The sequence below is a fragment of the Micromonospora sp. NPDC052213 genome (genome assembly GCF_040679695.1).
Classification (GTDB): Bacteria; Actinomycetota; Actinomycetes; order Mycobacteriales; family Micromonosporaceae; genus Micromonospora.
Genome location: NZ_JBFAVI010000037.1, coordinates 26,377 through 49,435, shown reverse-complemented (window position 1 = coordinate 49,435; position 23,059 = coordinate 26,377). Strand labels below are relative to the sequence as shown.

24 protein-coding genes are annotated in these 23,059 nt (G+C 72.6%); 8 read left to right on the top strand and 16 right to left on the bottom strand.

Features of this window, described 5'->3' with window-relative positions; genetic code table 11:
- Positions 1-44: 44 nt before the first annotated feature.
- The 7 genes from AB0L34_RS12530 to AB0L34_RS12500 all read right to left on the bottom strand — a co-directional run bounded on the left by AB0L34_RS12530 (position 45) and on the right by AB0L34_RS12500 (position 6,482).
- Positions 45-1,181 carry a hypothetical protein gene (locus AB0L34_RS12530; protein ID WP_363704363.1) on the bottom strand — a complete coding sequence of 379 codons (1,137 nt, stop codon included), beginning with the start codon at positions 1,179-1,181 and terminating at the stop codon, positions 45-47.
- Between the two features lie 66 nt (positions 1,182-1,247).
- Positions 1,248-2,129 carry an NAD(P)/FAD-dependent oxidoreductase gene (locus AB0L34_RS12525; RefSeq protein WP_363704361.1) on the bottom strand — a complete coding sequence of 294 codons (882 nt, stop codon included), beginning with the start codon at positions 2,127-2,129 and terminating at the stop codon, positions 1,248-1,250.
- A 113-nt stretch (positions 2,130-2,242) separates the two neighbouring features.
- Complete coding sequence (locus AB0L34_RS12520) at positions 2,243-2,896, bottom strand: rhomboid family intramembrane serine protease (RefSeq protein ID WP_357458311.1); 654 nt, start codon at positions 2,894-2,896, stop codon at positions 2,243-2,245.
- A gap of 114 nt (positions 2,897-3,010) precedes the next feature.
- Positions 3,011-3,709 carry a lytic transglycosylase domain-containing protein gene (locus tag AB0L34_RS12515; RefSeq protein ID WP_363704359.1) on the bottom strand — a complete coding sequence of 233 codons (699 nt, stop codon included), beginning with the start codon at positions 3,707-3,709 and terminating at the stop codon, positions 3,011-3,013.
- A gap of 267 nt (positions 3,710-3,976) precedes the next feature.
- Positions 3,977-5,392, bottom strand: coding sequence for a PhoH family protein (locus AB0L34_RS12510; protein ID WP_357458314.1), 1,416 nt, complete (start codon positions 5,390-5,392; stop codon positions 3,977-3,979).
- Positions 5,393-5,773: 381 nt separating this feature from the next.
- Positions 5,774-6,106 carry a hypothetical protein gene (locus tag AB0L34_RS12505; RefSeq protein WP_357458317.1) on the bottom strand — a complete coding sequence of 111 codons (333 nt, stop codon included), beginning with the start codon at positions 6,104-6,106 and terminating at the stop codon, positions 5,774-5,776.
- 31 nt (positions 6,107-6,137) lie between these two features.
- Positions 6,138-6,482 (bottom strand): hypothetical protein, encoded by a 345-nt coding sequence (locus AB0L34_RS12500; RefSeq protein WP_363704356.1) that lies wholly within the window; start codon positions 6,480-6,482, stop codon positions 6,138-6,140.
- A 263-nt stretch (positions 6,483-6,745) separates the two neighbouring features.
- Here AB0L34_RS12500 and AB0L34_RS12495 point away from each other — a divergent pair, with 263 nt between their 5' ends.
- From AB0L34_RS12495 to otsB, 3 genes are all read left to right on the top strand, one after another.
- Positions 6,746-7,186, top strand: a complete 441-nt coding sequence (locus AB0L34_RS12495) for a helix-turn-helix transcriptional regulator (protein WP_363704354.1) — start codon at positions 6,746-6,748, stop codon at positions 7,184-7,186.
- Positions 7,187-7,348: 162 nt separating this feature from the next.
- Positions 7,349-7,702 carry a hypothetical protein gene (locus tag AB0L34_RS12490; RefSeq protein ID WP_363704352.1) on the top strand — a complete coding sequence of 118 codons (354 nt, stop codon included), beginning with the start codon at positions 7,349-7,351 and terminating at the stop codon, positions 7,700-7,702.
- 105 nt (positions 7,703-7,807) lie between these two features.
- Complete coding sequence (gene otsB, locus AB0L34_RS12485; protein ID WP_363704350.1) at positions 7,808-8,632, top strand: trehalose-phosphatase; 825 nt, start codon at positions 7,808-7,810, stop codon at positions 8,630-8,632.
- A gap of 25 nt (positions 8,633-8,657) precedes the next feature.
- On the opposite strand, the gene AB0L34_RS12480 is transcribed toward otsB, so the two are convergent.
- The 4 genes from AB0L34_RS12480 to AB0L34_RS12465 all read right to left on the bottom strand — a co-directional run bounded on the left by AB0L34_RS12480 (position 8,658) and on the right by AB0L34_RS12465 (position 13,928).
- A complete protein-coding gene (locus AB0L34_RS12480) occupies positions 8,658-9,428 on the bottom strand; it encodes an isoprenyl transferase (RefSeq protein ID WP_350678538.1) in 771 nt (256 codons plus the stop codon).
- 31 nt (positions 9,429-9,459) lie between these two features.
- Positions 9,460-10,602 (bottom strand): geranylgeranyl reductase family protein, encoded by a 1,143-nt coding sequence (locus AB0L34_RS12475; protein ID WP_363704348.1) that lies wholly within the window; start codon positions 10,600-10,602, stop codon positions 9,460-9,462.
- Between the two features lie 580 nt (positions 10,603-11,182).
- Positions 11,183-12,043, bottom strand: coding sequence for a hypothetical protein (locus tag AB0L34_RS12470; protein WP_363704346.1), 861 nt, complete (start codon positions 12,041-12,043; stop codon positions 11,183-11,185).
- A 43-nt stretch (positions 12,044-12,086) separates the two neighbouring features.
- Entirely contained in the window at positions 12,087-13,928 is a 1,842-nt protein-coding gene (locus AB0L34_RS12465; RefSeq protein ID WP_357458336.1) for a phosphoenolpyruvate carboxykinase (GTP), read from the bottom strand.
- A 414-nt stretch (positions 13,929-14,342) separates the two neighbouring features.
- Between AB0L34_RS12465 and AB0L34_RS12460 the strand changes: the two genes are divergently transcribed.
- Complete coding sequence (locus AB0L34_RS12460) at positions 14,343-14,876, top strand: GtrA family protein (protein WP_363704369.1); 534 nt, start codon at positions 14,343-14,345, stop codon at positions 14,874-14,876.
- 64 nt (positions 14,877-14,940) lie between these two features.
- Positions 14,941-15,669, top strand: a complete 729-nt coding sequence (locus AB0L34_RS12455; RefSeq protein WP_363704344.1) for a GtrA family protein — start codon at positions 14,941-14,943, stop codon at positions 15,667-15,669.
- Positions 15,670-15,733: 64 nt separating this feature from the next.
- On the opposite strand, the gene AB0L34_RS12450 is transcribed toward AB0L34_RS12455, so the two are convergent.
- Complete coding sequence (locus AB0L34_RS12450) at positions 15,734-16,306, bottom strand: PH domain-containing protein (RefSeq protein WP_357458344.1); 573 nt, start codon at positions 16,304-16,306, stop codon at positions 15,734-15,736.
- A gap of 172 nt (positions 16,307-16,478) precedes the next feature.
- Positions 16,479-17,354: a biotin--[acetyl-CoA-carboxylase] ligase gene (locus AB0L34_RS12445; RefSeq protein WP_363704342.1), complete on the bottom strand. Its 876-nt coding sequence runs from the start codon at positions 17,352-17,354 to the stop codon at positions 16,479-16,481.
- 136 nt (positions 17,355-17,490) lie between these two features.
- Between AB0L34_RS12445 and AB0L34_RS12440 the strand changes: the two genes are divergently transcribed.
- Entirely contained in the window at positions 17,491-19,074 is a 1,584-nt protein-coding gene (locus AB0L34_RS12440; protein ID WP_350703448.1) for an acyl-CoA carboxylase subunit beta, read from the top strand.
- A 48-nt stretch (positions 19,075-19,122) separates the two neighbouring features.
- On the opposite strand, the gene AB0L34_RS12435 is transcribed toward AB0L34_RS12440, so the two are convergent.
- From AB0L34_RS12435 to AB0L34_RS12425, 3 genes are all read right to left on the bottom strand, one after another.
- Positions 19,123-20,025, bottom strand: coding sequence for a hypothetical protein (locus tag AB0L34_RS12435; RefSeq protein ID WP_363704340.1), 903 nt, complete (start codon positions 20,023-20,025; stop codon positions 19,123-19,125).
- Positions 20,018-20,518, bottom strand: coding sequence for a SigE family RNA polymerase sigma factor (locus AB0L34_RS12430; RefSeq protein ID WP_350703452.1), 501 nt, complete (start codon positions 20,516-20,518; stop codon positions 20,018-20,020). The genes AB0L34_RS12435 and AB0L34_RS12430 overlap by 8 nt, the downstream gene beginning before the upstream one ends.
- 244 nt (positions 20,519-20,762) lie before the next feature.
- Positions 20,763-21,506, bottom strand: coding sequence for a M50 family metallopeptidase (locus tag AB0L34_RS12425; RefSeq protein ID WP_350703454.1), 744 nt, complete (start codon positions 21,504-21,506; stop codon positions 20,763-20,765).
- Between the two features lie 100 nt (positions 21,507-21,606).
- Here AB0L34_RS12425 and AB0L34_RS12420 point away from each other — a divergent pair, with 100 nt between their 5' ends.
- Positions 21,607-22,152, top strand: coding sequence for a Uma2 family endonuclease (locus tag AB0L34_RS12420; protein ID WP_363704338.1), 546 nt, complete (start codon positions 21,607-21,609; stop codon positions 22,150-22,152).
- A 105-nt stretch (positions 22,153-22,257) separates the two neighbouring features.
- A complete protein-coding gene (locus AB0L34_RS12415; RefSeq protein ID WP_363704336.1) occupies positions 22,258-23,013 on the top strand; it encodes a GH25 family lysozyme in 756 nt (251 codons plus the stop codon).
- Positions 23,014-23,059 lie beyond the last annotated feature (46 nt).

Here is a 23,059-nt window from a genome sequence, read left to right as displayed (position 1 = left end):
CCGGGCGGCGCTGGCCCCGTACCTGGCGCTGGCCCGCAACGCGGTCACCGTCCACGCCGAGCACGGCCTGCTGCTCGGCGCGGCGTCCGCGCGCCCCGCTCGGCCGGAGTGCTCCGGCCGAGCGCCGGCGGGCGTCCGTCGAACGGGTACCCGCCCACCTGAGCGTCGACGAAGCCGAGCCGCTCCCAGGTCCCGTCCGGCCGGCGGAGGGCGAAGCCGTCCCGACCGTTGGCCACCAGCACGACGTGCCGGCCGTCGCCGGTGTCCCGCACGGTCAGCTCCTGGGCGGCGATCCGCTCCCCCCGCGGCCCCGGGTCCGGGTACTGCCGGAGGAGGACGGCCCGCTGCGCCTCGGTCACCGCCCAGGCGGGGTGCCAGCTCCGGCCCCCGTCGTCGCTCTGCTCCACCGCGAGCCGGCCGGGGACCACCCGGTAGCAGCGCGCCGGCACGGCGGTCGAGCAGCCCCGGCTGACCGGGCCGGCGACCGGCCCGTTCGTGCCGGTCAGCGCCTCGATCTCGCTCCTCGTCGGATCGCGCCACGTCACCCCGGCGTCATCGCTCATTCGCCAGTCGGGCGTGCTCCCGAAGACCTGGTCGGCGTAGCCGTGGCCGATGCCGGCCGCCAACCGTTCGTCGAGGACCGCTGCCCGGACGGCGTCGGGATAGTGGACGGGGCTGGTCGCCGCCACCGCGAGCGTCGCCGCCGGCAGCAGCACCAGCAGGCGGACCAGCCGGGCGGACCGCCGCCGCACCGGCTCCCGCCGCGCCCGGGCCCAGCACCAGCCCGCGAGGGCCAGGGCCGGCAGGGCGAGCAGGTCGGTGCGGTCCGCCCGGATCAGCGAGGGCCCGCTGACGGCGCTCCAGGCCGCCGAGGCGACGGTGGCGGCGTACCCGGTGGACTTGACCACGGTGAAGCCGGCGGCGACGAGACCGAGCCCGAGCCCGGCGGCGGTGCGGGCCGGCAGCCGCGGCGCCAGCAGGGTGAGCAGCACCGCGACCAGCGGCGGCGCGAGGACCAGGCCGGCGACGTCGCTGAGCTTGCCGGTCAGCGCGCCGGGGAAGGCCGCCTTGAGCAGGTGGTCGTTGACCACGAGGAGGACGAGGGCGGCGACCGTCGCGGGGTGCCCCAGCCAGGCCAGGGTCGCCGGCGCGCCGTCACGGTGTGGGGCCGGGACGCTCATCCGCCCACCGTCGCAGCCATTGATCTCGATCCGGCCACGGCCGGGGCGGCATCCGGTACCGGTGCGTCAGGTGCCGTCGGAGGAGTGCCCGGGGAAGAGGTGCGCGCTCGGGTCGATGGCCGCGAAGACCCGGGGCAGGTTCGTCGCCATCGCGCTGTCGACGACGATGTGCCGGCGGTCGAGCCGCAGCCCCCACTCGGCCAGCGGGCCGAGGTCGGCGGTGAAGCCGAGGGCGGCGACCACCGTGTCCACCGGCAGCAGCTCGGCGGCGGCGCCGCCGCGTACGGTGATCTCGGCGCCGGTCACCGCCCCGTCGCCGTGCAGCCCGGTCACCTCCGCGTTGACGATCATGCGCACCGGCAGTTCCAGCACCCGGGCGACGGTGGCGGCGTGGGCGCGGAACTTCTCCCGCCGGTGCGCCAGCGTCACCGAGCGGGCCAGCGGCTGGAGCGTCAGCGCCCAGTCGAAGGCGGAGTCGCCGCCGCCGACGATCAGCACGTCCCGGCCGGCCAGCTCGGTCGGCTGCGGTACGAAGTAGACGATCCCCGTACCGGCGAAGTGCTCCGCCACCGGCAGCGGGCGGGGCGTGAAGCTGCCCAGCCCGCCGGTCACGATCACCGCCCCGCAACCGAGCTGCTCGCCCCCGGCGAGGCCGAGCACCGGCCGCCCGTCGGCGTACGAGAGCTTCTCGGCGCGGGTGCCGAGCAGGTAGCGCGGGTCGAAGGGCGCCGCCTGGGCGACGAGGTTGGCGATCAGGTCCCGCCCCTTGACCGCCGGGAAGCCGGCCACGTCGTGGATCAGCTTCTCCGGGTACATGGCGGTGATCTGGCCGCCGGGCTCGGGCAGCGCGTCGACGACCGCGACGGAGAGCCCGCGGAAGCCGGCGTAGTACGCCGCGAACAACCCGGCCGGACCGGCCCCGATCACCGCGACATCGACCTCGCGCATGGGCGTACCGTCGCTTTCCGCTCACGGATCAACGCGTGCTGATCCCGACGGTAGGGCCGGCGGTGTGCCCGGGCAAGCACGTCCCACCGGCCGCACGGCCGGCGCGTCGGCGCTCAGGGCAGGGTGAGCGTGGACTCCGAGCGGTACGGGCCACCGAGGTCGTCCCGGCGGCGCCGGAAGATGATCGCGGCGACCGCCCCGCCGAGCAGCCCGAACAGGTGCCCCTGCCAGGAGATCCGCTCGTCGGTGGGGAGGATGCCGACCAGCTGCCAGCCGTAGAGCAGGCCGACCAGCAGGAAGACCGCGAAGTTCCACCAGCTCCGCTCGACGATCCCCCGCATGAGCAGGATGCCCAGGTAGCCGAAGATGACGCCGCTCGCGCCGACCACCACGGAGTTGGACGAGCCGGTGAACCACACCCCCAGCCCGCTGACCAGGACGATGACGAGCGTCGACCAGAGGAACCGGCGGGCGCCGGCGGCGAGCACGAAGGTGCCGAGCAGGATCAGCGGGATGCTGTTGCTGTAGAGGTGGTCGAAGCCGTGGTGCAGGAACGGCGAGAAGAACACCCCGTCGAGCCCGTCGATGCGCTTGGGGATGATCCCGGCGGCGGCGTCGAAGCCGGCCGCCAGCCCCTGGTCGAGGGCCTCGATGAGGAAGAGGAACGGCACCACCGCGCACATGGCGACGAAGGCCCGGCCGAGCGCGGCGTAGAACGCCTCGGTGCCGAACCGGTGCGGATCGCCGCTTCGCGGGTGCAGGGTCACCCGTCAAGAGCTATCAGGTGACGGCCCGTGCCGCCACTCCTGCGGCGATCCGTACGCCCCGACGACGGAGGCGGGGTGTGTGGACGCCCACACACCCCGCCTCCGGTCGGTCGGTCAGTACCAGCCCACGTCCTGGGAGTGCGCCCAGGCCTTGCAGGGCGAGCCGTAGCGGCCCTCGATGTAGCCGAGGCCCCACTTGATCTGGGTCGCCGGGTTGGTCTGCCAGTCGTCGGCGACCGAGCCCATCTTGCTGCCCGGCAGCGCCTGCGGGATGCCGTACGCCCCGGACGAGGAGTTGCGGGCCTTGTGGTTCCAGCCGCTCTCCTTGGTCCAGAGCTTGTCCAGACAGGGGAACTGGTCCATCCCGAAGCCGGCCTTCACCATGAGCGCGCAGCCGACCTCGCGGTTGCCGCTGAACTCCGCGCAGGACGCCGGGATCGGCCCGTCGTACGGCTTGCTCTCGGCGGCCTTCTCGGCCGCGGCCTTGGCGGCGGCCTCCCGCGCCTTCTTCCGCGACGCGGCGGCGGCCTCGGCCTCGCGGGCCCGCTGGGCGGCCTCCTTGGCCGCCGCGGCGGCGCGCAGCTTCGCCTGGTATTCGGCGGCCCGCTGCCTCGCCGACTGCACCTGGTGGGCGGCCTGGCGTTCGCGCTGGTAGTCGAACTCGGCCTCCTCCACGGCGGCGCCGACCTGCGCGGTGAGGCCCTGTTGCTGGGTCTGTCGGTCTTCGCCCAGGTAGACACCGCCGGCAACGCCCACGGAGAGCAGCGCGACAGCGGCCGTGCGGGCGCCGAACCGGCTCCACAGCCGACTCACGAAGTGGTCCCTTCGTCGGGGGCAAGGACACGGCGCGGGCACCCGTCAGGGGGTGGGTCCGCGCCGCGAGCGCCCCGACCCTGTGCCGGTCGCAGCCGACGCACCGGGGGTGGAGATGTCGGTGTGACGAACGATCACCAACGATCTTGTCGGTACGTGGGCGCTCGTTGGACACCATCGCGCACGGTGAGGCCGATGGGAAACCAACAGGCGCAATTGTGACTTGGGTCACTCAAATTATCGGCACAATCGGCCAGATAACGGTCATCAGTGCGGGATGTCCTCCAGCAGGTCCGTCACCATCGCGGCGATCGGCGAACGCTCCGAACGGCTGAGGGTGACGTGAGCGAAGAGCGGATGGCCCTTGAGCGCCTCGATCACCGCGGTCACCCCGTCGTGCCGGCCGACGCGGAGATTGTCCCGCTGAGCCACGTCGTGGGTGAGCACCACCCGCGAGCCCTGGCCGATCCGGGAGAGCACGGTCAACAGCACCCCGCGCTCCAGCGACTGCGCCTCGTCCACGATCACGAAGGCGTCGTGCAGGCTCCGGCCCCGGATGTGGGTCAGCGGCAGCACCTCCAGCAGGCCGCGCGACGTGACCTCCTCCAGCACGTTCTCGTGCACCACCGCGCCGAGGGTGTCGAAGACCGCCTGCGCCCAGGGCGACATCTTCTCCGACTCCGAGCCGGGGAGGTAGCCCAGCTCCTGCCCGCCGACGGCGTAGAGCGGGCGGAAGACCACGACCTTCTTGTGCCGCCGGCGCTCCATCACCGCCTCCAGCCCGGCACAGAGGGCCAGGGCGGACTTGCCCGTCCCGGCCCGCCCGCCCAGCGAGACGATGCCGACCGACTCGTCGAGCAGCAGGTCGAGGGCGATCCGCTGCTCGGCCGAGCGGCCGTGCAGCCCGAACGCCTCCCGGTCGCCGCGGACCAGCCGTACCGTCTTGTCGGGCAGCACCCGGCCGAGCGCCGAGCCGCGGGCGGAGTGCAGCACCAGGCCGGTGTGGCAGGGCAGCCCGGCGGCCGCGTCCAGGTCGAGCGTCTCGCCGGCGTAGAGCCGGCCGATCTGCTCCTCGGCCAGCTCCAGCTCGGACATCCCCGTCCAGGTGGGGTCGCTGGCCTGGCCGTGCCGGTACTCGTCGGCCCGCAGGCCCACCGAGGCCGCCTTGACGCGCAGCGGCATGTCCTTGCTGACCAGGGTCACCTCCCGCCCCTCGGCGGCGAGGTTCAACGCGACGGAGAGGATCCGCGCGTCGTTGGAGTCGGTGCGGAAGCCCGGCGGCAGCACACCGTCGTCGGCGTGGTTGAGCTCCACCCGCAGCGTGCCGCCGGAGTCGTTGGCCGGCACCGGGCGGTCGAGCCGCCCGTGCCTGACCCGCAGCTCGTCCAGCATGCGCAGGGACTGCCGGGCGAACCAGCCCAGCTCCGGGTGGTGCCGCTTGCCCTCCAGCTCGGAGATCACCACGAGGGGCAGGACCACCTCGTGCTCGGCGAAGCGGTGGAAGGCCGCCGGGTCGGAGAGGAGCACCGAGGTGTCCAGGACGAACGCCTGGCCGGCTGGTCGGGGCTCCTCGGCGTCGGCCGGAGCGGCGGACGGCCCGCGGCGGCTCCGGGTGGTGCGGCGGGTCGTGGCAGTCGCGGCCGTGGTCCGGTCGGCCCCGGCGGTCGTACGGCGAGTCGTCACAGGCCTGCTCCGACGGATGGGCATCCGCCACCCGCGTTCCGCCTCCTCCGGTGCCCGGGGACACGGGGTCGGATGCGGAACCCCGTGCGCGAGGTCGCAGATCCGGGCGGACCGGCTGGCTCGGGAGAACCCCGTGCCATGCCTAGACGCTAGCGGCGTCGGACCCTCCGGGCTAGAGGGCGATCGTGGATCTCCGGGGACCGGCACGTTAACAGGCGTCGGCGGCGGAACCGGCCGGGATGCATGCCCCCTGCGCGCATCCCGGCCGGTGGGACCACCGTCACCGGTCTGACGTGGTCCCGACGGTGCGTGTCCGCCGCGGACGACGCACCGTGCCCTGGGTACCGGCCGACGGGGCCTCGGGATCCCCGTCGACCGGGCTCAACCGGTCCGCCGCACGAGGGTGCCGGTCGGATGCCGCCCGGTGACCGGGGCGGCCGGCGCCGCGAACGACGAGCCGGTGTAGGTGGTGCCCGGCCGGACGACCGTGCCGGTGACGCGGGTGGTGGGCGACGGGCCGGCCAGCGCCGACGCGATGGCCGCCTGGGCGTCGCGGCGGCGTCGGTTCCAGGCGCCCCGGTCGCCGTCGAAGTAGCCCTGGCGGTAGCCGAACCGGTAGCCGATCCGGTAGCTGAGCTGCCCGTGCAGCCGTCCGGCGGCGTAGCTGGTGGCGCCGAGAACGAGGACGAGGAAGACCGCGAGGAAGGGACTCATCCGGCGGCTCCGGTGCGCCGCGGGTGCCCGGTCATCGCTCCTCCGGCTCGATCGAGGTGGGATCGGCGACCAGGAGCCGATCCAGGTCGTCCGTGCCGACCTCCTCGACCAGCTCGACGCTGATCCGGCAGCCGTCCAGGACGACCTCGGCCACCGAGGCCCGGCGGATCTCGCCGCCGGCGTCGTACACCCGGACGCTGAGCTCCGGACAGCCCAGGTGGGTACGCCAGGTGTCCCACTCGGTGCGGTCGCCGACGCTGAGCGAGAGGTAGCGGCAGCCCCGGGCGACGTAGAGGCGCCAGGGCGCGCTCAGGCCGGCGGCCACTCCCTCCGCGATCAGGCCGAAGGCCTGGGCTCGGGTGGCGAGTTCGGTCACCACACCCCCCTCGCGCCGGGGGCGTGACGCATGTGAGCACTGATCGTCTCATGCACGTGACACACCGTAGGTTGTCTCATGGGCGTGACAGTATCAGCTTTTCGTCTGTTTACTCCGCCTCTACGGGCACCTACTCTGCCCAGGTGACACCCCTCAGAAGCAGTGCCGGATCGTTTACCGGCAGGCCGACATTCGCGTCTCGTCCGCGTGACACCAGCGTGCCGGGACGGGCACGACTGGCCGGCGGGTCGTACCGTCACGACGTGACCGAGACGGCCAACGCACGGAAGATCGCCTTCGCCACCTTCGTCCGTCGGGCGCTCGACGAGGCCCGGGCCACCCGGGCCTGGACCGGCACCGAGGTCTCCCGTCGCACCGGGGTTTCCCGGCAGACCATCAACCGCTGGGTCCGGGGCGACTGGGCCAGCGACCCGGAGGCCGAGCGCGTGGTGGCGTTCTGCGAGGGCCTGGGGCTCAACCCGGCGACCGCCTTCGTCGCGCTGGGCTGGGACCGCACGGCGACGCCCCGCAGCACCCCCACCCCGCCGCCGATGGACCCCGACGTCGAGGCGCTGCTGCGCCGCCTCGTCGATCCCGACGTCTCGGACGCGGAGAAGTTCCACATCCGGGAGACCATCCGTTACCTCGCATATCGCCCGACCATGCCGGCCGATGTCCGAAAACGAGGTAAACAGGCCGGCTAGTTCCTCAGATGGCGAAAGAACAGCAGGTCAGACCCATTCGTTTCGCTCCGGGGCCGGAACGGGCACGCTAGCGTCCCTATTCGTACTGCTTGGGCTCGTCGTCGGCGGGGGGACGGGACAAGGCCGAACCCAGCCCTGCGGGACAGAAGGAGGGGTCTGTCCATGACCCTGAAGTGGACGGCAGTCGTCATCGCCACCGTGTCGGTGACACTGGGCGTGACCGGAAACGTGGTGACGCTGGCGGTGAACGGCGGGCAGCTTCCCCTGCTCGTCAACCTCCTCGCGCTCACCACCGCCGGCACCGCGGTCGTCCTGGCCGTGGTCGCCGAGCTGCACGACCGGCTGAACGACCGGATCAGCGCGCTCGCCGACTTCCTGGTGAGCCGGCTCAAGGAGATCGAGGAACGCAGCGGCGACCGGAACACCGGGTTCGTGGAGGGCTACCTGCTCAGCCACGGCCAGGAGGCGGCCGTCGTGCCGTTCGGGCGACGGGGACGGGGAGCCGCCGAACGCTGACCCCGCCAGGCCCGCCTCCCGCGCCGACCGCGCCCTTCGGACGCCGGCCGGACCCCACTCGTGCGGCCGGGATTGAGCCGACCCGGCCGGGGTACGCTGACGCGCGTGCCGCCGTTGAACCAGGGCAACCAGCAGCCGAAGACCCCGTTGGACGCCGACCGTGCCTGGCGGACGACCGCCGGGCGGGCCGCCGCGACGGTGCTCTTCTTCGACTTCGACGGCACCCTGGCGCCGGTCGACGACGACCCCACCGCGGTGCGGCCCGCGCCGAACGTGCTCGCCGCGATCGAGGCGCTCGCCCCCGTCGTACGGCGGGTCGCGATCGTCTCCGCGCGACCGGTCGAGTTCCTCCGCGACCACCTCGGCGGGCTGGCCGGGATCGACCTGTACGGCCTCTACGGCCTGGAGCACAGTCACTCGGGCGGCGAGACCGTGACCGAGCCGGCGGCCCTGCCGTGGGTGCCCACCATGGCCGAGCTGGCCGAGCTGGCCCGGGCCGAGCTGCCCGAGGGCGCGCTGGTGGAGTACAAGCGGCTCTCCGTGGCGCTGCACTGGCGTACGGTGCCGCAGCTCGGCGACACCGTGGAGCGGTGGGGCCGGGCCCAGGCCGAGCGGCTCGGGCTCAAGGTCCAGGCCGGGCGGATGGTGCTGGAAGTCAAGCCGCCGGTCGACCGGGACAAGGGCATGGTGATCGACGAGGTGGTCCGGGACGCCCGGGGCGCCTGGTACTTCGGCGACGACGTCTCCGACATCAAGGCGTTCGCCGCGCTGCGGGCCCGGGCCGCCGCCGATCCGCACTTCTTCGGCGTCTGTGTCGCCGTCGCCAACCCGGAGACCGGCCACGAGGTCGCGGAGGCCGCCGACCTGACCCTGGACTCCCCCGCCGCGCTCGGCGACTTCCTCACCGCCGCCGCCCACCACCTCACCTGACTGTGAGCATGGCGGGGTCGGGAGGTCAGGCCCCGTAGCGGCGCTGCCGGTTGGCGTAGGAGCGCAGGGCGCGGAGGAAGTCGATGTGGCGGAAGTCCGGCCAGTTGAGTTCGCAGAAGTAGAACTCCGAGTGCGCGGACTGCCAGAGCATGAAGCCGGACAGCCGCTGCTCGCCGCTGGTGCGGATGACCAGGTCCGGGTCGGGCTGGCCCCGGGTGTAGAGGTGCTCGGCGATGTGCTCGACGTCCAGCACCTCGGCCAACTCCTCGATGGTGCCGCCGGAGGCGGCGTGCTCCAGCAGCAGGGAGCGCACCGCGTCGGTTATCTCCCGCCGGCCGCCGTAGCCGACCGCGATGTTGACCTCGGCCCCGCCACTGCGCTCGCGGGTGCGCTCCTCTGCGGCCTTCAGCGCCGCGGCGGTCGACGCCGGGAGCAGGTCGAGCGCGCCGACCATGCGCAGCCGCCAGGGGTTTCCCTCCTCGGCCAGCTCGACCACGAGGTCCTCGATGATCTGCAGCAGCGGGTCCAGCTCGCTGGCCGGCCGGCGCAGGTTGTCGGTGGCCAGGAGGTAGAGCGTGACGTGCGCGATGCCGGCCTGGTCGCACCAGCCCAACACGTGCTTGATCTTGGCGGCGCCGACCCGGTGCCCGTCGTTCGGGTCGACGTAGCCCATCTCCCGGGCCCACCTGCGGTTGCCGTCGCACATCACGCCGACGTGTCGGGGCACCGGCTTGCCCGCGAGCTTGGCCGTGAGGCGACGCTCGTACACCGAATAGATCAGGTCCCGCAGAGTCATCACCTTGCAGCGTAGCGACCTGTCCCGCCGATCACCCCCTCGGATGGCGTTCCCACGCCGCCAGACCGATGCCGATCATGCCCAGCGTGCGGGCGTCGAGCTGCCCGTCGCCCAGCCCCAACTCGACCACCGTCCGGTAGACCCGGTCGTCCCGGCGGGCCGCCCGGACCGCCGCGTCGACGACCCGCCGGCGCCGGGCCAGCCAGGCCGCGAACGAGCTGTGCCGCAGGTGGGCGCCGAGCCGGCGGCGCAGCGCCGCCGCGTACCGCCGGGCGGCCTGCTCAGGCGGGCCGGCCGCCGCCGCGCCGGCGAGCGCGCCGGAGAGCAGGGCGTAGAAGATCCCCTCGCCCGTGAACGGATTGATCAGCGAGAGCGCGTCGCCGGCGAGCAGCACCCGGCCGCGCCCGGGCGGCGGGCGGTGCGTCGACAGCGGCAGGTGGTGCGCCCGCAGGTCGGTCACCGTGGCCAGGTCCGTGCCGGGCAGCAGCGCGCCGAGCCGGTCGACCAGGTGCGCCCGGCTCAGCGGCTCCCCCCGCAGCACCTCCCCGTACCCGACGTTCGCCCGGCCGTCGCCGATCGGGAACGACCAGGCGTACGCCGGCCAGCGCGGCGCCGAGGTGACGATGAGCTGTTCGGGCGGGCCGGGCAGCGCCGGGGCGTACCCCCGGATGGCGAGCGCCAGGTGGCGGTCGGGGTTCACCCGGTGCCCGAGCGTCCGCCGGACCACCGACCCGGCGCCGTCCGCGCCGACCACCACCCGAGCGGCCAGCTCCCCGTCGAGCACCACCCGGTCGGCGCGGACCTCCACCCGCCGCACCGCGTGCCGGCGCAACCGCGCGCCGGCCGCGACGGCCGCCGCCACCAGCCGGGCGTCGAAGACCGTCCGGGGCACCGTGTACGCCGGCCGGGGCAGCGCCCGGGCCACCGTGCCGCCACCGGGCCCGACCAGACGCAACGCCGGCAGCGGCGCGTGCCCGGCCACCGCGTCGGGCACACCCAGCTCGGCGAGCACGTCCAGCGCATGCGCCGCGATGCCGTCCCCGCACGCCTTGTCCCGGGGAAAGTCGGACCGGTCCAGCAGCAGGACGCTCGCCCCCGCCCGCCGGGCCGCCAGCGCGGCGGCCGACCCGGCCGGACCGGCCCCGACCACCACCACGTCGAACTCGTCGCTCACCGCGTCGCCTCCCTCCGGCCGGCGTCACCGGCCCGCCCCGGCCGACGCCGGCAACCCGTCCTGCCCGGCCATTCACCGGTCCGGCGATTCGTCTTGCCCGGCTATTCGGCGTGATCGGCGATCCGTCGTGCTCTGCAAACCGTCGTGCCCGGCGAACCGGCAGTGCCCGGCGACCGTCGGGTCCGGTCACCGCCCCGCCGGTCCGACTGCCTCCCGGCCTCCTGACCTTTCGGCCTCCTGACCTTTCGGCCTTCCGGCCTTCCGGCCATCCTGCCGTCGCGCACGCGCAGCGCGCCGATGCCGCACCGGCACGTCCGTCAGCACGTCGTCGACCCGGCACCGACCAACGGCTCGAGCCCTGTCGAGCTGCCCGCACAGGCGGGGCACCAGCCGGGCGGCCAGCCTCGTCATTCCGGCGGTCCCATGGACGGGGCAGCTCGACAGCGCTCGACGGGGGGTCCCCGCGGCACCCGTGATCTGTCCCGGACTCGTCGCTCCGTCAGGCCGGTGCGGCGCGCCCGGTTGACCCGGCCCGGCTCGGTTCGCCCGGTGCGCTCGGGCTCATCCGGCGCGCTCGGGCTCACCCGGCGCGCTCGGTTCGCTCGGCGCGGGTCACGCGCCACAGGCCGTAGAGCGTCAGGGCGGCGGCGGCCAGCAGCGGGCCGCCGTCGCGGACCAGCCCGTCCAGCCCGAGCAGCCACCAGCACAGCGGCAGGTCGACGGCGAGGACGACGACGGTCACCGCCACCAGCAGGATGCGCGCCCAGCCCTTGCCGCGCATCAGGAAGGCGGTGCAGAACAGTACCGCGTAGCTGGTCACGATGCCGGCGACGAACCAGAACAGCACTGCCGGCGCGGCGGTCAGCCGGTCGTCCAGCACGGCGCCGCCGGCGACCAGGGCCGGGACCAGCATCAGCGGGCTGTAGGTGAACGCGGCAACCCGGCTGGTGAGCAGCCAGCCGTTGACCTCGGGCCGACGGGGTGGGGTCTCCCGCCAGGAGATGCCACTACGGTCGATGACCAGCCGGGGCCGGTGGCGGACCAGGTGCCCGGACACCGCGGGCGAGCGGTAGAGCAGCCAGATCACGGCCGCGCAGAGGGCGGTGATCAGGGCGAACCCGAGCAGCCCGGGCAGCGGCGGCACGCCCTGCCGGGGCACGATCAGCCGCCCGACGGCGAACACCGTGGTCACCGCGAGGATCAGCCCGAACGGCCGGGCCACCGTCCGGCCGCGACGGACGTGCCCGATCAGCAGCAGGAAGCCGAGCGAGCGGAGCATGGCCCAGCCGGTGCGTACGGCCAGCCCGAAGCCCTGCTCCGGGGCGTACCACCAGTTGAGCAGCTCGACCACGACGGTGGCCGCCGCGGTCAGTGCGAGCAGCGTGGTCAGCGCCCGGACGGCGGACGGCCGCCGGACCTCGGTCGCGGCGGCCGTCCTCATGAGGACCGATGATGCCCGGTACGGGCGTCGATCACACCTGTCGTCAGCGCTGCGGCTCCGCGTCGAGCCGGGCGCGCAGCGCGTCCAGCTCGGCCCAGAGCACGCCCGGCAGCTTGTCGCCGAACTTCTCGAACCACTCGGTGACCAGCGGGAGCTCGTTGCGCCACTCCTCCGGGTCGACCTTCAGCGCGATCCGGACGTCCTCCGGGGTCATGTCCAGGCCCTCGACGTCGAGCGCGTCCTGGGCCGGGACCATGCCGATCGGCGTCTCCACCGCCTCGGCGCGCCCCTCGATCCGCTCGACGATCCACTTGAGGACGCGGGAGTTCTCGCCGAAACCGGGCCAGAGGAAGTTGCCGTCCGGGTCCTTGCGGAACCAGTTGACGTAGTAGATCTTCGGCAGCTTGGACTCGTCGCCGTCGGCGCCCTTGCCCATCTCGATCCAGTGCCGGAAGTAGTCGCCGGCGTGGTAGCCGATGAACGGCAGCATCGCCATCGGGTCGCGCCGGACGACGCCGACCGCGCCGGAGGCGGCGGCGGTGGTCTCCGAGGAGAGCGTCGCGCCCATGTAGACGCCGTGCACCCAGTCGCGGGCCTCGGTCACCAGCGGGATGGTGTCCCGGCGACGGCCACCGAAGAGAATCGCGTCGATCGGCACGCCGTTCGGGTCGTAGTAGTCCTCGGCCAGGATCGGGCACTGGGTGATCGGGGTGCAGAACCGGCTGTTCGCGTGCGAGGAGAGGTTTTCGCTCTCCGGCGTCCAGTCGTTGCCCTTCCAGTCGATAAGGTGCGCCGGCGGCTCACCCATGCCCTCCCACCAGATGTCCCCGTCGTCGGTCAGGGCCACGTTGGTGAAGATGGAGTTGCCGCGGTCCAGCGTCCGCATCGCGTTGGCGTTGGTCTTCCAGTCCGTGCCGGGCGCGACGCCGAAGAGGCCGTACTCGGGGTTGACGGCGTAGAGGCGGCCGTCGGGGCCGAAGCGCATCCAGGCGATGTCGTCGCCGATGGTCTCGACCTTCCACCCCGGAACGGTCGGCTCGAGCATGGCGAGGTTGGTCTTGCCGCAGGCCGACGGGAACGCCCCGGCGACGTGGTAGACCTTGCCCTCCGGCGAGGTGATCTTGAGGATGAGCATGTGCTCGGCGAGCCAGCCCTCGTCGCGGCCCATCACGCTGGCGATCCGCAGCGAGTAGCACTTCTTGCCGAGCAGGGAGTTGCCGCCGTAGCCGGAGCCGAAGGACCAGATCTCCCGGGTCTCCGGGAAGTGCGAGATGTACTTCGTCTCGTTGCACGGCCACGCCACGTCCTGCTGCCCGGGGGCCAGCGGGGCGCCGATGGAGTGCAGCGCGTGGACGAAGTCCGCGTCGTCGCCCATGGCCTCCAGGACCTTGGCGCCCATCCGGGTCATGATGCGCATGGAGGCGACCACGTAGGGGCTGTCGGTGATCTCGACGCCGAACATGGGGCTCTCGGCCTCGACCGGGCCCATGCAGAACGGGATGACGTACATGGTGCGCCCGCGCATGCAACCGCGGTACAGCTCCGTCATCGTCCGCTTCATCTCGGCCGGCGCCATCCAGTTGTTGGTGGGGCCGGCGTCCGCCTCGTCGACGGAGCAGATGAAGGTGCGCTCCTCGACCCGGGCGACATCCGTCGGGTCCGTCCGCGCGTAGAACGAGTTGGGCTTCTTCTCCGGGTTGAGGCGGATCAGGGTGCCCGCCTCGACGAGCTCATCGGTGAGGCGCCGCCACTCCTCGTCGGACCCGTCCACCCAGACGACACGATCGGGGGTGGTCAGTTCAGCGACCTCACGGACCCAGGCGAGCAGTTTGGGGTGGGACGTCGGGGCCTGATCGATACCCCGAACGGTAGCCGGAGCAACCATGACACATCTCCTTGGTGGTCGACGCTGACCGGTCTATGGGATGCACGAGTCTTGACGGCGCTGGGCGCCCTTACGGCGCGGTGCGTCGCCCTTCGTGGAAACCTGGGATTGGCCTCAGCGTAAACCGGGTGGCGTCGCCAGTCAGTGGGACTGGTTGTGAAGAACTGCACAAGGTGCGGTCACGCTGCGGCATCACGAGCTAATACCCGCTTTCGCGCGCAGTTTCACGCAAATCCTGTGGGAAACACCGATGGCCGACCCGCCGCGTCCCGTCGACGGACTCGCGAACCGTCCCGCCTCGACCGCCCCGACTCGTTACGCTCTGTCCACAGGCGCACACCCGTGCGGGTCGCCCGTCGTTGCTACCCGTGTGGGATGCAACCAGCCGGTAGGCTCGGCGTCGTGGCCGCGACGATGACCGGGGAGCCAGGCTCCCGGCAGACCCGCCCGGGTCTGGCCCACGCACTGGTCGAGCGTTTCGGCCACCTCGTCCGCGAGATGAGCAAGTTCGCCACCGTGGGCGGGATCGCCTTTCTGATCGACTTCGCGCTCTTCAACTACATGACGAGCGTGCGGGGCGTCGAGCAGGTGACCGCGAAGACCGTCTCGACGGTGATCGCGGCGACCGTGGCGTTCGTCGGCAACCGGTTCTGGACGTGGCGGCACCGCAAGCGCTCCAACCCGGCCCGCGAGTACGCGCTGTTCTTCTTCTTCAACGGCGTCGGCCTGGGGATCGCGGTGGCCTGCCTGGCCATCAGCCGCTACGGCCTGGGCAGCATCTGGCCGGAGGTCTTCCAGACCCCGTTGGCCGACAACATCGCCAGCTTCATCGTCGGCACCGGGCTCGGGACGCTGTTCCGATTCTGGTCCTACCGACGGTTCGTCTTCGTGGAAGCGGGAACCCCAGCCGTTCCGGAAGTGAAGCACGACCGAGACCACCGGGCGTGACCTGCCGCCCACCTCGTCCCGGCCGGAGCCTCCCGGCCCCGCCCACTGCCCTAAGGTGTTCCGCATGCGTCTTGTCCGTCTGCTGCCCGAGCGCTGGCAGAAGTTCATCCACGAGGCGCTCAAATTCGGCATCGTCGGCGGCGTCAACACCGTCATCAATTACGCGGTGTTCAATGCCCTGGCACTCACCGTTTTTGTCGACGGCCAGTTGAAGGCGACGGTCATCGCCACCATCGTGGCGACCATCACGTCGTATCTGATGAATCGCCACTGGACGTACCGCGACCGCCCGAAGTCGGCGATGCGACGCGAATACGCCCTGTTCTTCCTCTTCAACGGAGCCGGCCTGCTCATCGAACTGGGCGTCCTCGCCGCCGCCAAGTACGGCCTGGGCGTGACCAGCCTGCTGGCCCTGAACGTGGCGAAGACCGGCGGCGTGCTGCTCGCGACGCTGTTCCGGTTCTGGTCCTACCGGACGTTCGTCTTCCAACCGGCACCGGCCCACGCCGCCGAGACCTGGCACAGCATCCCGCGCGACGAGTGGGACACGATGGCCGAGATGGACCCGGTGGCGGAGCTGGCCGAATCCATCTCCGAGCTGGAGGAGGCGCAGCCACCACCGGGCGCCGAACGGCACGGCCCGGCCCCCGTGCCGGCGACCGGCCAGAGCGCCCCGCTCCAGGGCCGCCCCGTGCCGCTCGACGCCGGCATCGGCGGCTCCCTGGACCGGGAGCTGGAGGCCGAGCTGGCCGCCGAACTCCAGGCCAGCACCCGCCGCACCCCGCGCCGCTGACCCGCCACGCCCCGCGCCGCCGCGCCGTTACCGTGCGGCGGGCGGGCAGGCGTGGGGCCGGGCTTCAGGCGGTGGGGTCGCGCAGCGGCTTCCCCTCGTTCATGTCCGCCAGGATGTCGCGCATCTCGGCGTCGCCGAGGGAGTGCTTGTCGTGGTGGGCCTCGACCAGCTCGTAGAGCTTGGTCTGGACCTGGCCGACCCCAGGCACGTCGTGCAGGACGGACTGCCCGCGCTCGCCGGCGGACTCGATGGTCAGGGTGCCGCAACCGAGCAGGCGCTCGACGAACCGCTGGTTCATCGCGTGGTCGTTGACCCGGGTGAGCGGGATGTCCCGCCGGTCGCGGGAGAGCACGCCGTGCTGGAGCAACACCCGCTCGTTCGTGAAGAGGTAGTGGGTCGTCCGCCAGACCAGGAACGGCCAGAGCGCCAGCCAGAGCACCGCCACCAGGGCCAGCACCCCGATCACGGCGAGCGCGATCGAGCCGCCCCCGCCGGACGGCAGCAGGACCATGCCGGCCACCACCGCCGCGACGGCGAGCACGAGCACCGCGACCGGCCGGATCAGCGCCTTCCAGTGCGGGTGCAGGTGCAGCACGACATGCTCGTCCTCGGTGAGCACGTCATCGGGGAACGCCACGGGAACCTCCTCGCAGAAACGGACGCGCTGACCGTAACCGCTCTCCCTCCCGCCGCGACATCAGCCGCGCGGCGATCCCGCCCCCGAGATCTTGCGGTGTCGGCCCCCGTCTGCGGCTCTCGCCCCGTTCGCCACGGCAAGGTGCAAGCTCGCGGGAAGGGGAGGGCCGAGGTCAGCGGAGGTGGAGGACGTCGCCGGCGGCCAGGGCGCGCACGCCCGTGGGGGTGGTGACCAGCAGTCGGCCGTCGGCGTCCACGCCGGTCGCGGCGCCGGTGATCTCCCCGCCGCCGGGCAGCAGCACGCGTACCTGGCGGCCGATCGTCGCGCAGGCGGGCAGGTAGGCGTCGCGCAGCCCGCTGGCGACCGCGTCCCCGCCGGCCGAACGCCAGCGGGCGTACCAGTCGGCGACCGAGCGGAGCAGGGCCCGCAGCAGCGGATCGCGGTCGGTGGCCGCCGCGCCGGCCAGTTGCAGCGAGGTCGCCGGCAGGCCGGTCGGGTGCTCCGGCAGCTCGTCGGCGCGGAGCGTGACGTTGAGGCCGATGCCGAGCACGATCGCGGGCGGCTGCGCCGGCGAGTCCCCCGGCACCGCCTCGGCGAGGATCCCGGCGCACTTCGCGTCGCCGATCAGCAGGTCGTTGGGCCACTTCAGGCCGGCGTCCAGCTCGGCCAGCCGGGCCACCGCCTCGACCAGGGCCACGCCGGCGAGCAGCGGCAGCCAGCCGTACCCCGACGGGGGCACCGGCGACCAGCCACGGTCGGTGACGGCCTCCCCCGGCCGGAGCAGGACGCTGGTGGCGATGCCCGCCCGCGCCGGTGACTGCCACGCCCGGCCGCGCCGGCCGCGCCCGGCGGTCTGCCGCTCCGCGACCACCACCAGCCCCTCCGGCTCGCCGGACCGGGCCGCCTCGGCGACGTCCGCGTTGGTCGAGCCGGTCTCGACACGCAGCTCCAGCCGCGCCCACGGCCCGTGCGGGGCGACCAGCGCCCGCCGCAACCGGGCCGCCGACAGCGGCGGACGGTCCAGATCGGTGTACGGCGAGCCCGGCATCCCGCCAGCCTACGGCCCGCCCGACGCCCACCCGCCGGCCGCCGGGCGGGCGTCCGTGGGCGTCGTCGCCGAGCGGTCGCCGGGCTGAGGCGAACTGCACAGGGGCGACGGCCTGAACCATCGTTATATTCCCAGGGTGACTACCGAGACCGGGATCAACATCCACAGCACCGCGGGAAAGCTGGCTGACCTGGAGCGACGGGTCGACGAGGCGGTGCACGCCGGGTCGGCGCGCGCGGTCGAGAAGCAGCACGCGAGGGGCAAGAAGACCGCCCGCGAGCGGATCGAGATGCTGCTCGACGAGGGTTCCTTCGTCGAGTTGGACGAGCTGGCCCGGCACCGGTCCACCAACTTCGGGCTGGACAGGACCCGTCCGTACGGCGACGGCGTGATCACCGGCTACGGCACCATCGACGGCCGCCAGGTCTGCGTGTTCGCCCAGGACTTCACGGTCTTCGGCGGCTCCCTCGGCGAGGTCTTCGGCGAGAAGATCGTCAAGGTGATGGACCTGGCCATGAAGATCGGCTGCCCGGTCGTCGGCATCAACGACTCCGGCGGCGCCCGCATCCAGGAGGGCGTGGCGTCGCTCGGGCTCTACGGCGAGATCTTCTTCCGCAACGTCCGGGCCAGCGGCGTCATCCCGCAGATCTCCCTGATCATGGGCCCGTGCGCGGGGGGCGCCGTCTACTCCCCGGCGGTCACCGACTTCACCGTGATGGTCGACCAGACCTCGCACATGTTCATCACCGGCCCCGACGTCATCAAGACCGTCACCGGCGAGGACGTGGCGATGGAGGAGCTGGGCGGCGCCCGTACGCACAACTCCCGCAGCGGCAACGCGCACTACCTCGCCAGCGACGAGGAGGACGCGATCGAGTACGTGAAGGCGCTGCTGTCGTACCTGCCGTCGAACAACCTGGACGAGCCGGTGGTCTACGAGGCCCCCGCGGACCTCTCCGTGAGCGACGAGGACCGGGAGCTGGACACGCTGATCCCCGACTCGGCGAACCAGCCGTACGACATGCACCGGGTCATCGAGCACGTCCTGGACGACGGCGAGTTCCTGGAGGTCCAGCCGCTCTACGCGCAGAACCTGATCATCGGCTACGGCCGGGTCGAGGGGCGTCCGGTCGGCGTGGTCGCCAACCAGCCGATGCACTTCGCGGGCACCCTGGACATCGCCGCGTCGGAGAAGGCCGCCCGGTTCGTGCGCACCTGCGACGCGTTCAACATCCCGGTGCTGACCTTCGTGGACGTTCCCGGCTTCCTGCCCGGCACCGGCCAGGAGTGGGACGGCATCATCCGTCGCGGCGCGAAGCTCATCTACGCGTACGCCGAGGCCACCGTCCCGAAGGTCACCGTCATCACCCGCAAGGCCTACGGCGGGGCGTACGACGTGATGGGCTCCAAGCACCTCGGCGCGGACCTGAACTTCGCCTGGCCGACCGCGCAGATCGCGGTGATGGGCGCGCAGGGCGCGGTGAACATCCTCTACCGGCAGGAGCTGGCCGCCGCCGAGGACCCGGCCGCCGTGCGGGCCGAGAAGATCACCGAGTACGAGGACACCCTCGCCAACCCGTACATCGCGGCCGAGCGCGGCTACGTCGACAGCGTCATCCCGCCGCACGAGACCCGCACGCAGATCGTCCGCGCCCTGCGGGTGCTGCGTACCAAGCGCGAGACCCTGCCCCCGAAGAAGCACGGCAACATCCCGCTGTAAGGACATTTCCGGAGGTCCCCGCGTCGTCGTGGAGGCGGGGACCTCCGTTCAGCAGCCGGGGTTCGCCGCCGCGCACATCCGGTGCGCCGCGGTCCTGCCCAACGCTTCCAGCTCGGCGTGACTCAGGCCACGGCCGGGACGGACGCCGTCGACCGTGTCGGCGACGGCGCCCGGGCCGGTCGCGACCACGGTGACCAGGTCACCGACCCGCACCACCATGGTGACCTCGACCGCCGGGGTCGCGGCCACCACCTTCCCGTCGCCCGCGCGGTGGGGGGGCAGCGACACGTGGCGCAGCATCACGGACTCGTCGCCGGCGAAGCCGCTGGCCGGCGTTTCCCACCGGTGCGTCTGGACGGTCGGCACCGTGCGGCCGTCCACGAACGCGGAGCCGGCGAGCTGCCATTCCGCACAGGCGTTGAGCAGCAGCCCGACGAGGCCGAAGACCAGCCGCCCCTGGCCCGGGTCGACCCGGTACACGTCCTGGCTGAGCACCGGTTGCCGCGTCGTCGGGTCCACCGGCGCCCGGAGCAGGGTCTGGGACCGCGAATAGCGGGACGTGGCCGGGCCCGACGGCACACCCCGCTCGCGGCCGCAGGACTCCAGCACCGGGTCGACCCGTACCGGCTCCACCACGCCCGTCTCACCGAGCTGCGCACCCGTCTTCAGGGGCACGTCCCCGGGGGCGAGCAGGGCCTCCTGCGGGATCTCGGCCGACGCGGCGTGCGCCGGAGACACCAGGGTGGCGGCGACCGGGGGCGGCGGCGACACCGGCCGCCCGGCCACCGCGTACGCGGAACCCGACATCACGGCGAGCACCGCGACCGCCGCCGTCAGCGCCGTACGCCGGCTGCGCCGGCGGGCCCGGGCGCGGATCTCGGCGGGCTCCGGCCAGCGGACGGCCCGCAGGTCCCGGTGCAGCCGGTCGACGAACCTCGTCTCGTCACGCATCGGCGGCCTCCTTCAGATCAGAGACGGCGAGCAGCCCGGCCAGCGCGGCGCGCCCCCGGGAGAGTCGGGCCTTGACCGTGCCCACGGGGGCGTCGGTCTGCCGGGCCACCTCGGCCACCGGCATGCCGACCAGGTAGTACAGGGCGATCGCGGTGCGCTGCTCCTCGGGCAGCCGGCGCAGCGCGGCGACCACGTCGACGGTGTCGGGATCCGGGCCGGGAACGGTTTCGGTGGCGCCGTGCCGCAGGTAGGCGCGGGCGCGGCTGCGCAGGCTGCGCCAGCGGCTGACCGCGATCCGACTGGCCACCACCCGCACCCACGCCTCCGGCTCCTCGTACGCGCTCACGGTCGACCAGCGCTGCCAGGCGCGCACGTACGCCTCCTGCACGGCGTCCTGCGCCTCGGCGAGGTCACCGGTGAGCACGTAGACGAAGCCCAGCAACCGTTGCCGGCTGCCCCGGTAGAACTCGTCGAAGCCGTCGACGTCCGGCACCCTGCTACCTCCCCCGTGACGGTCGCAGGGGACACGCGCCGGCGGGGGCCGTCGGTTGCCCGGTCAACCGATCATTTTCGCCGGCTCCGCCGGCCGGAACCCGCCGACCGCGCCCGCTCCGATGATCACGTGTCGCACGGGCCCATTCTGCCCGCAGCGCTTCCGCGCCCCTCCCCGGCGACGGCGGATTGCCTGGTCGGGCGTGGTGTCTGCCCCGTACTTCCCCGTGCCGGGTCGGCGCCGCTCAGAGCGTGATGCCGGCCTCGGCGAGGATCGGGCCGGCGAGCAGCAGCGCGCCCGCGCCGAGGGCTACCAGGTTGACCAGGGCGAACACGGTGACCCAGAAGAACGCGGGCAGCGGGGTGATCCCGGCGAGCTGGTCGGCGTCGGAGGCGGGCATCCGTCCCCGGGAGCGCAGCCGTTGCAGCTCCACCACGGGTCGCACGCCGCCGAGCAGCAGGAACCACACCCCGGTGTACGCGAACGCCGCCTGCACCTGCGGCGTGGCGTACCAGGAGACGGCGAGCACCACCCCGCCGGTGACCAGCAGCGAGAGCACGCCGAAAACGTTGCGGATCATGACCAGCATGGCCAGTAGCAGCGCCACGGCGACCCAGAGCAGCAGGGTGATCCGGTTGCCGCCGAGCAGCCACGCGCCGGCCAGCCCGACCAGCGGCGGGGCGACGTAACCGGCCAGCAGGGTGAGGATCATCCCCGGGCCGGCGGGCCGGCCGGCGGAGAGGGTGAGCCCCGAGGTGTCCGAGTGCAGCCGGATGCCGTGCAGCCGGCGGCCGGTGAGCAGCGCGACCAGCGCGTGCCCGCCCTCGTGGGCGATGGTGACGGCGTTTCGGGCGATCCGCCAGGGCAGCCGGGTGGACACGACCACCAGCGCGACGGCGGCGGTCAGCAACACCAGCAGGGGCGGTGGGTCCGGCTGCGCCGCGAACAGCTTGTCCCAGAGACCGCCGAGCCCGTCGATCGACACCATGGGGCGCGAGCCTACCGGCCCGGACTGTGTCGCTACGCCCTCGTCGGTCCGTATCGTGTGAAGCTGACCTGGTGGCGATCGGAGCGGGAGGTGGACGCCGGTGAGCGCGGCACCCCTGGAACCCCACATCGGCCTGTGGACGGAGGCCGAGTACCTCGCCATGGGCGAGACGCCGAACCGGATCGAACTGCTCGACGGGAGCCTGATCGTGAGCCCTGCCCCGAGCAAGCGACACCAGCGGGTGTCGCGGCTGCTGGCCAACAGCCTCGACGGCGCGGCCGGAGCCCTCGCGGTATTCGAGGCGGTGAACGTCCGGCTCGGGGTTGACCGGATCGTCATCCCGGACGTCGTCGTCGCTGACACCGACGACGAGGGCACCGTGGTCGAGGCGGGCGAGGTCGTCCTCGTCTGCGAGATCGTCTCTCCGGGGAACGCGGCGGCCGACCGACTGGTCAAGATGCAGCTCTACGCCATCGCCCGGATTCCCTGGTATCTGCTGGTCGAGCAGGACGGCCAGACCCACTCGTTGCGGCTGTTCCGGCTGGACGGTGCGCACTACGTCGAGGACCAGGTCGCCAAGGCTGGCGAGCGCCTCACCCTGACCGAGCCGTTCCGCTGGGGTGTCGACCCGGCTTCGCTCCGCTGATTCCAACGTCAGTCGTCAATGTAAATTTGTTTAGCGCCCCTTGTGATCGAGGATGCTTACCTCCAAAGATGGTCGTCAATCCCATCGGCGTCCTTGGAGGCATCCATGACCCGTACCAGACCATCGCTGCGCAGAATGCTCGCCACCGGCCTCACCGTGCTCGCCACCGTGGCGGCGGGGCTCGTCGCCACCAGCACCCCGGCGGCCGCGGCCACCACGCCCGGCATCGACGTCTCGCGCTACCAGGGCAGCATCAACTGGACGAGCGTGCGCAACGCCGGGATCCAGTTCGCCTTCATCAAGGCCACCGAGGGCACGAGCTACAAGGACCCGAACTTCAACAGCAACTACACCAACTCGTACTACGCGGGGGTGATCCGGGGGGCGTACCACTTCGCCCGGCCGAACATCTCCTCCGGGGCGATCCAGGCGAACTACCTGGCCTCCAACGGCGGCGCCTGGTCGGCCGACAGCCGCACCCTCCCCGCCGCGCTGGACCTGGAGGCCAACCCGTACAGCGGAGGGTACTGCTACGGCCTGAGCACGTCCGGGATGCGCAGCTGGGTCCAGGACTTCCTCAACACCTACCGCTCGCGTACCGGCCGCTACGCGGTCATCTACACGACCACCAGTTGGTGGAACCAGTGCACCGGCAGTTGGACCGGCCCCTGGGCGAACCACCCGCTCTGGATCGCCCGCTGGTCCACCTCCCCCGGCACCCTGCCGGCCGGCGCGCCGTTCTGGAGCTTCTGGCAGTACACCGACAGCGGCAGCGTCGCCGGTATCAGCGGCCCCGTCGACCGCAACTACTGGAACGGTGACCGTACCCGGCTGATCGCGCTGGCCAACAACACCGCCTGAGCCCGACTCGCCTGGGGAGGCAGTTGGCGGCAGCGGGATCGGCTGT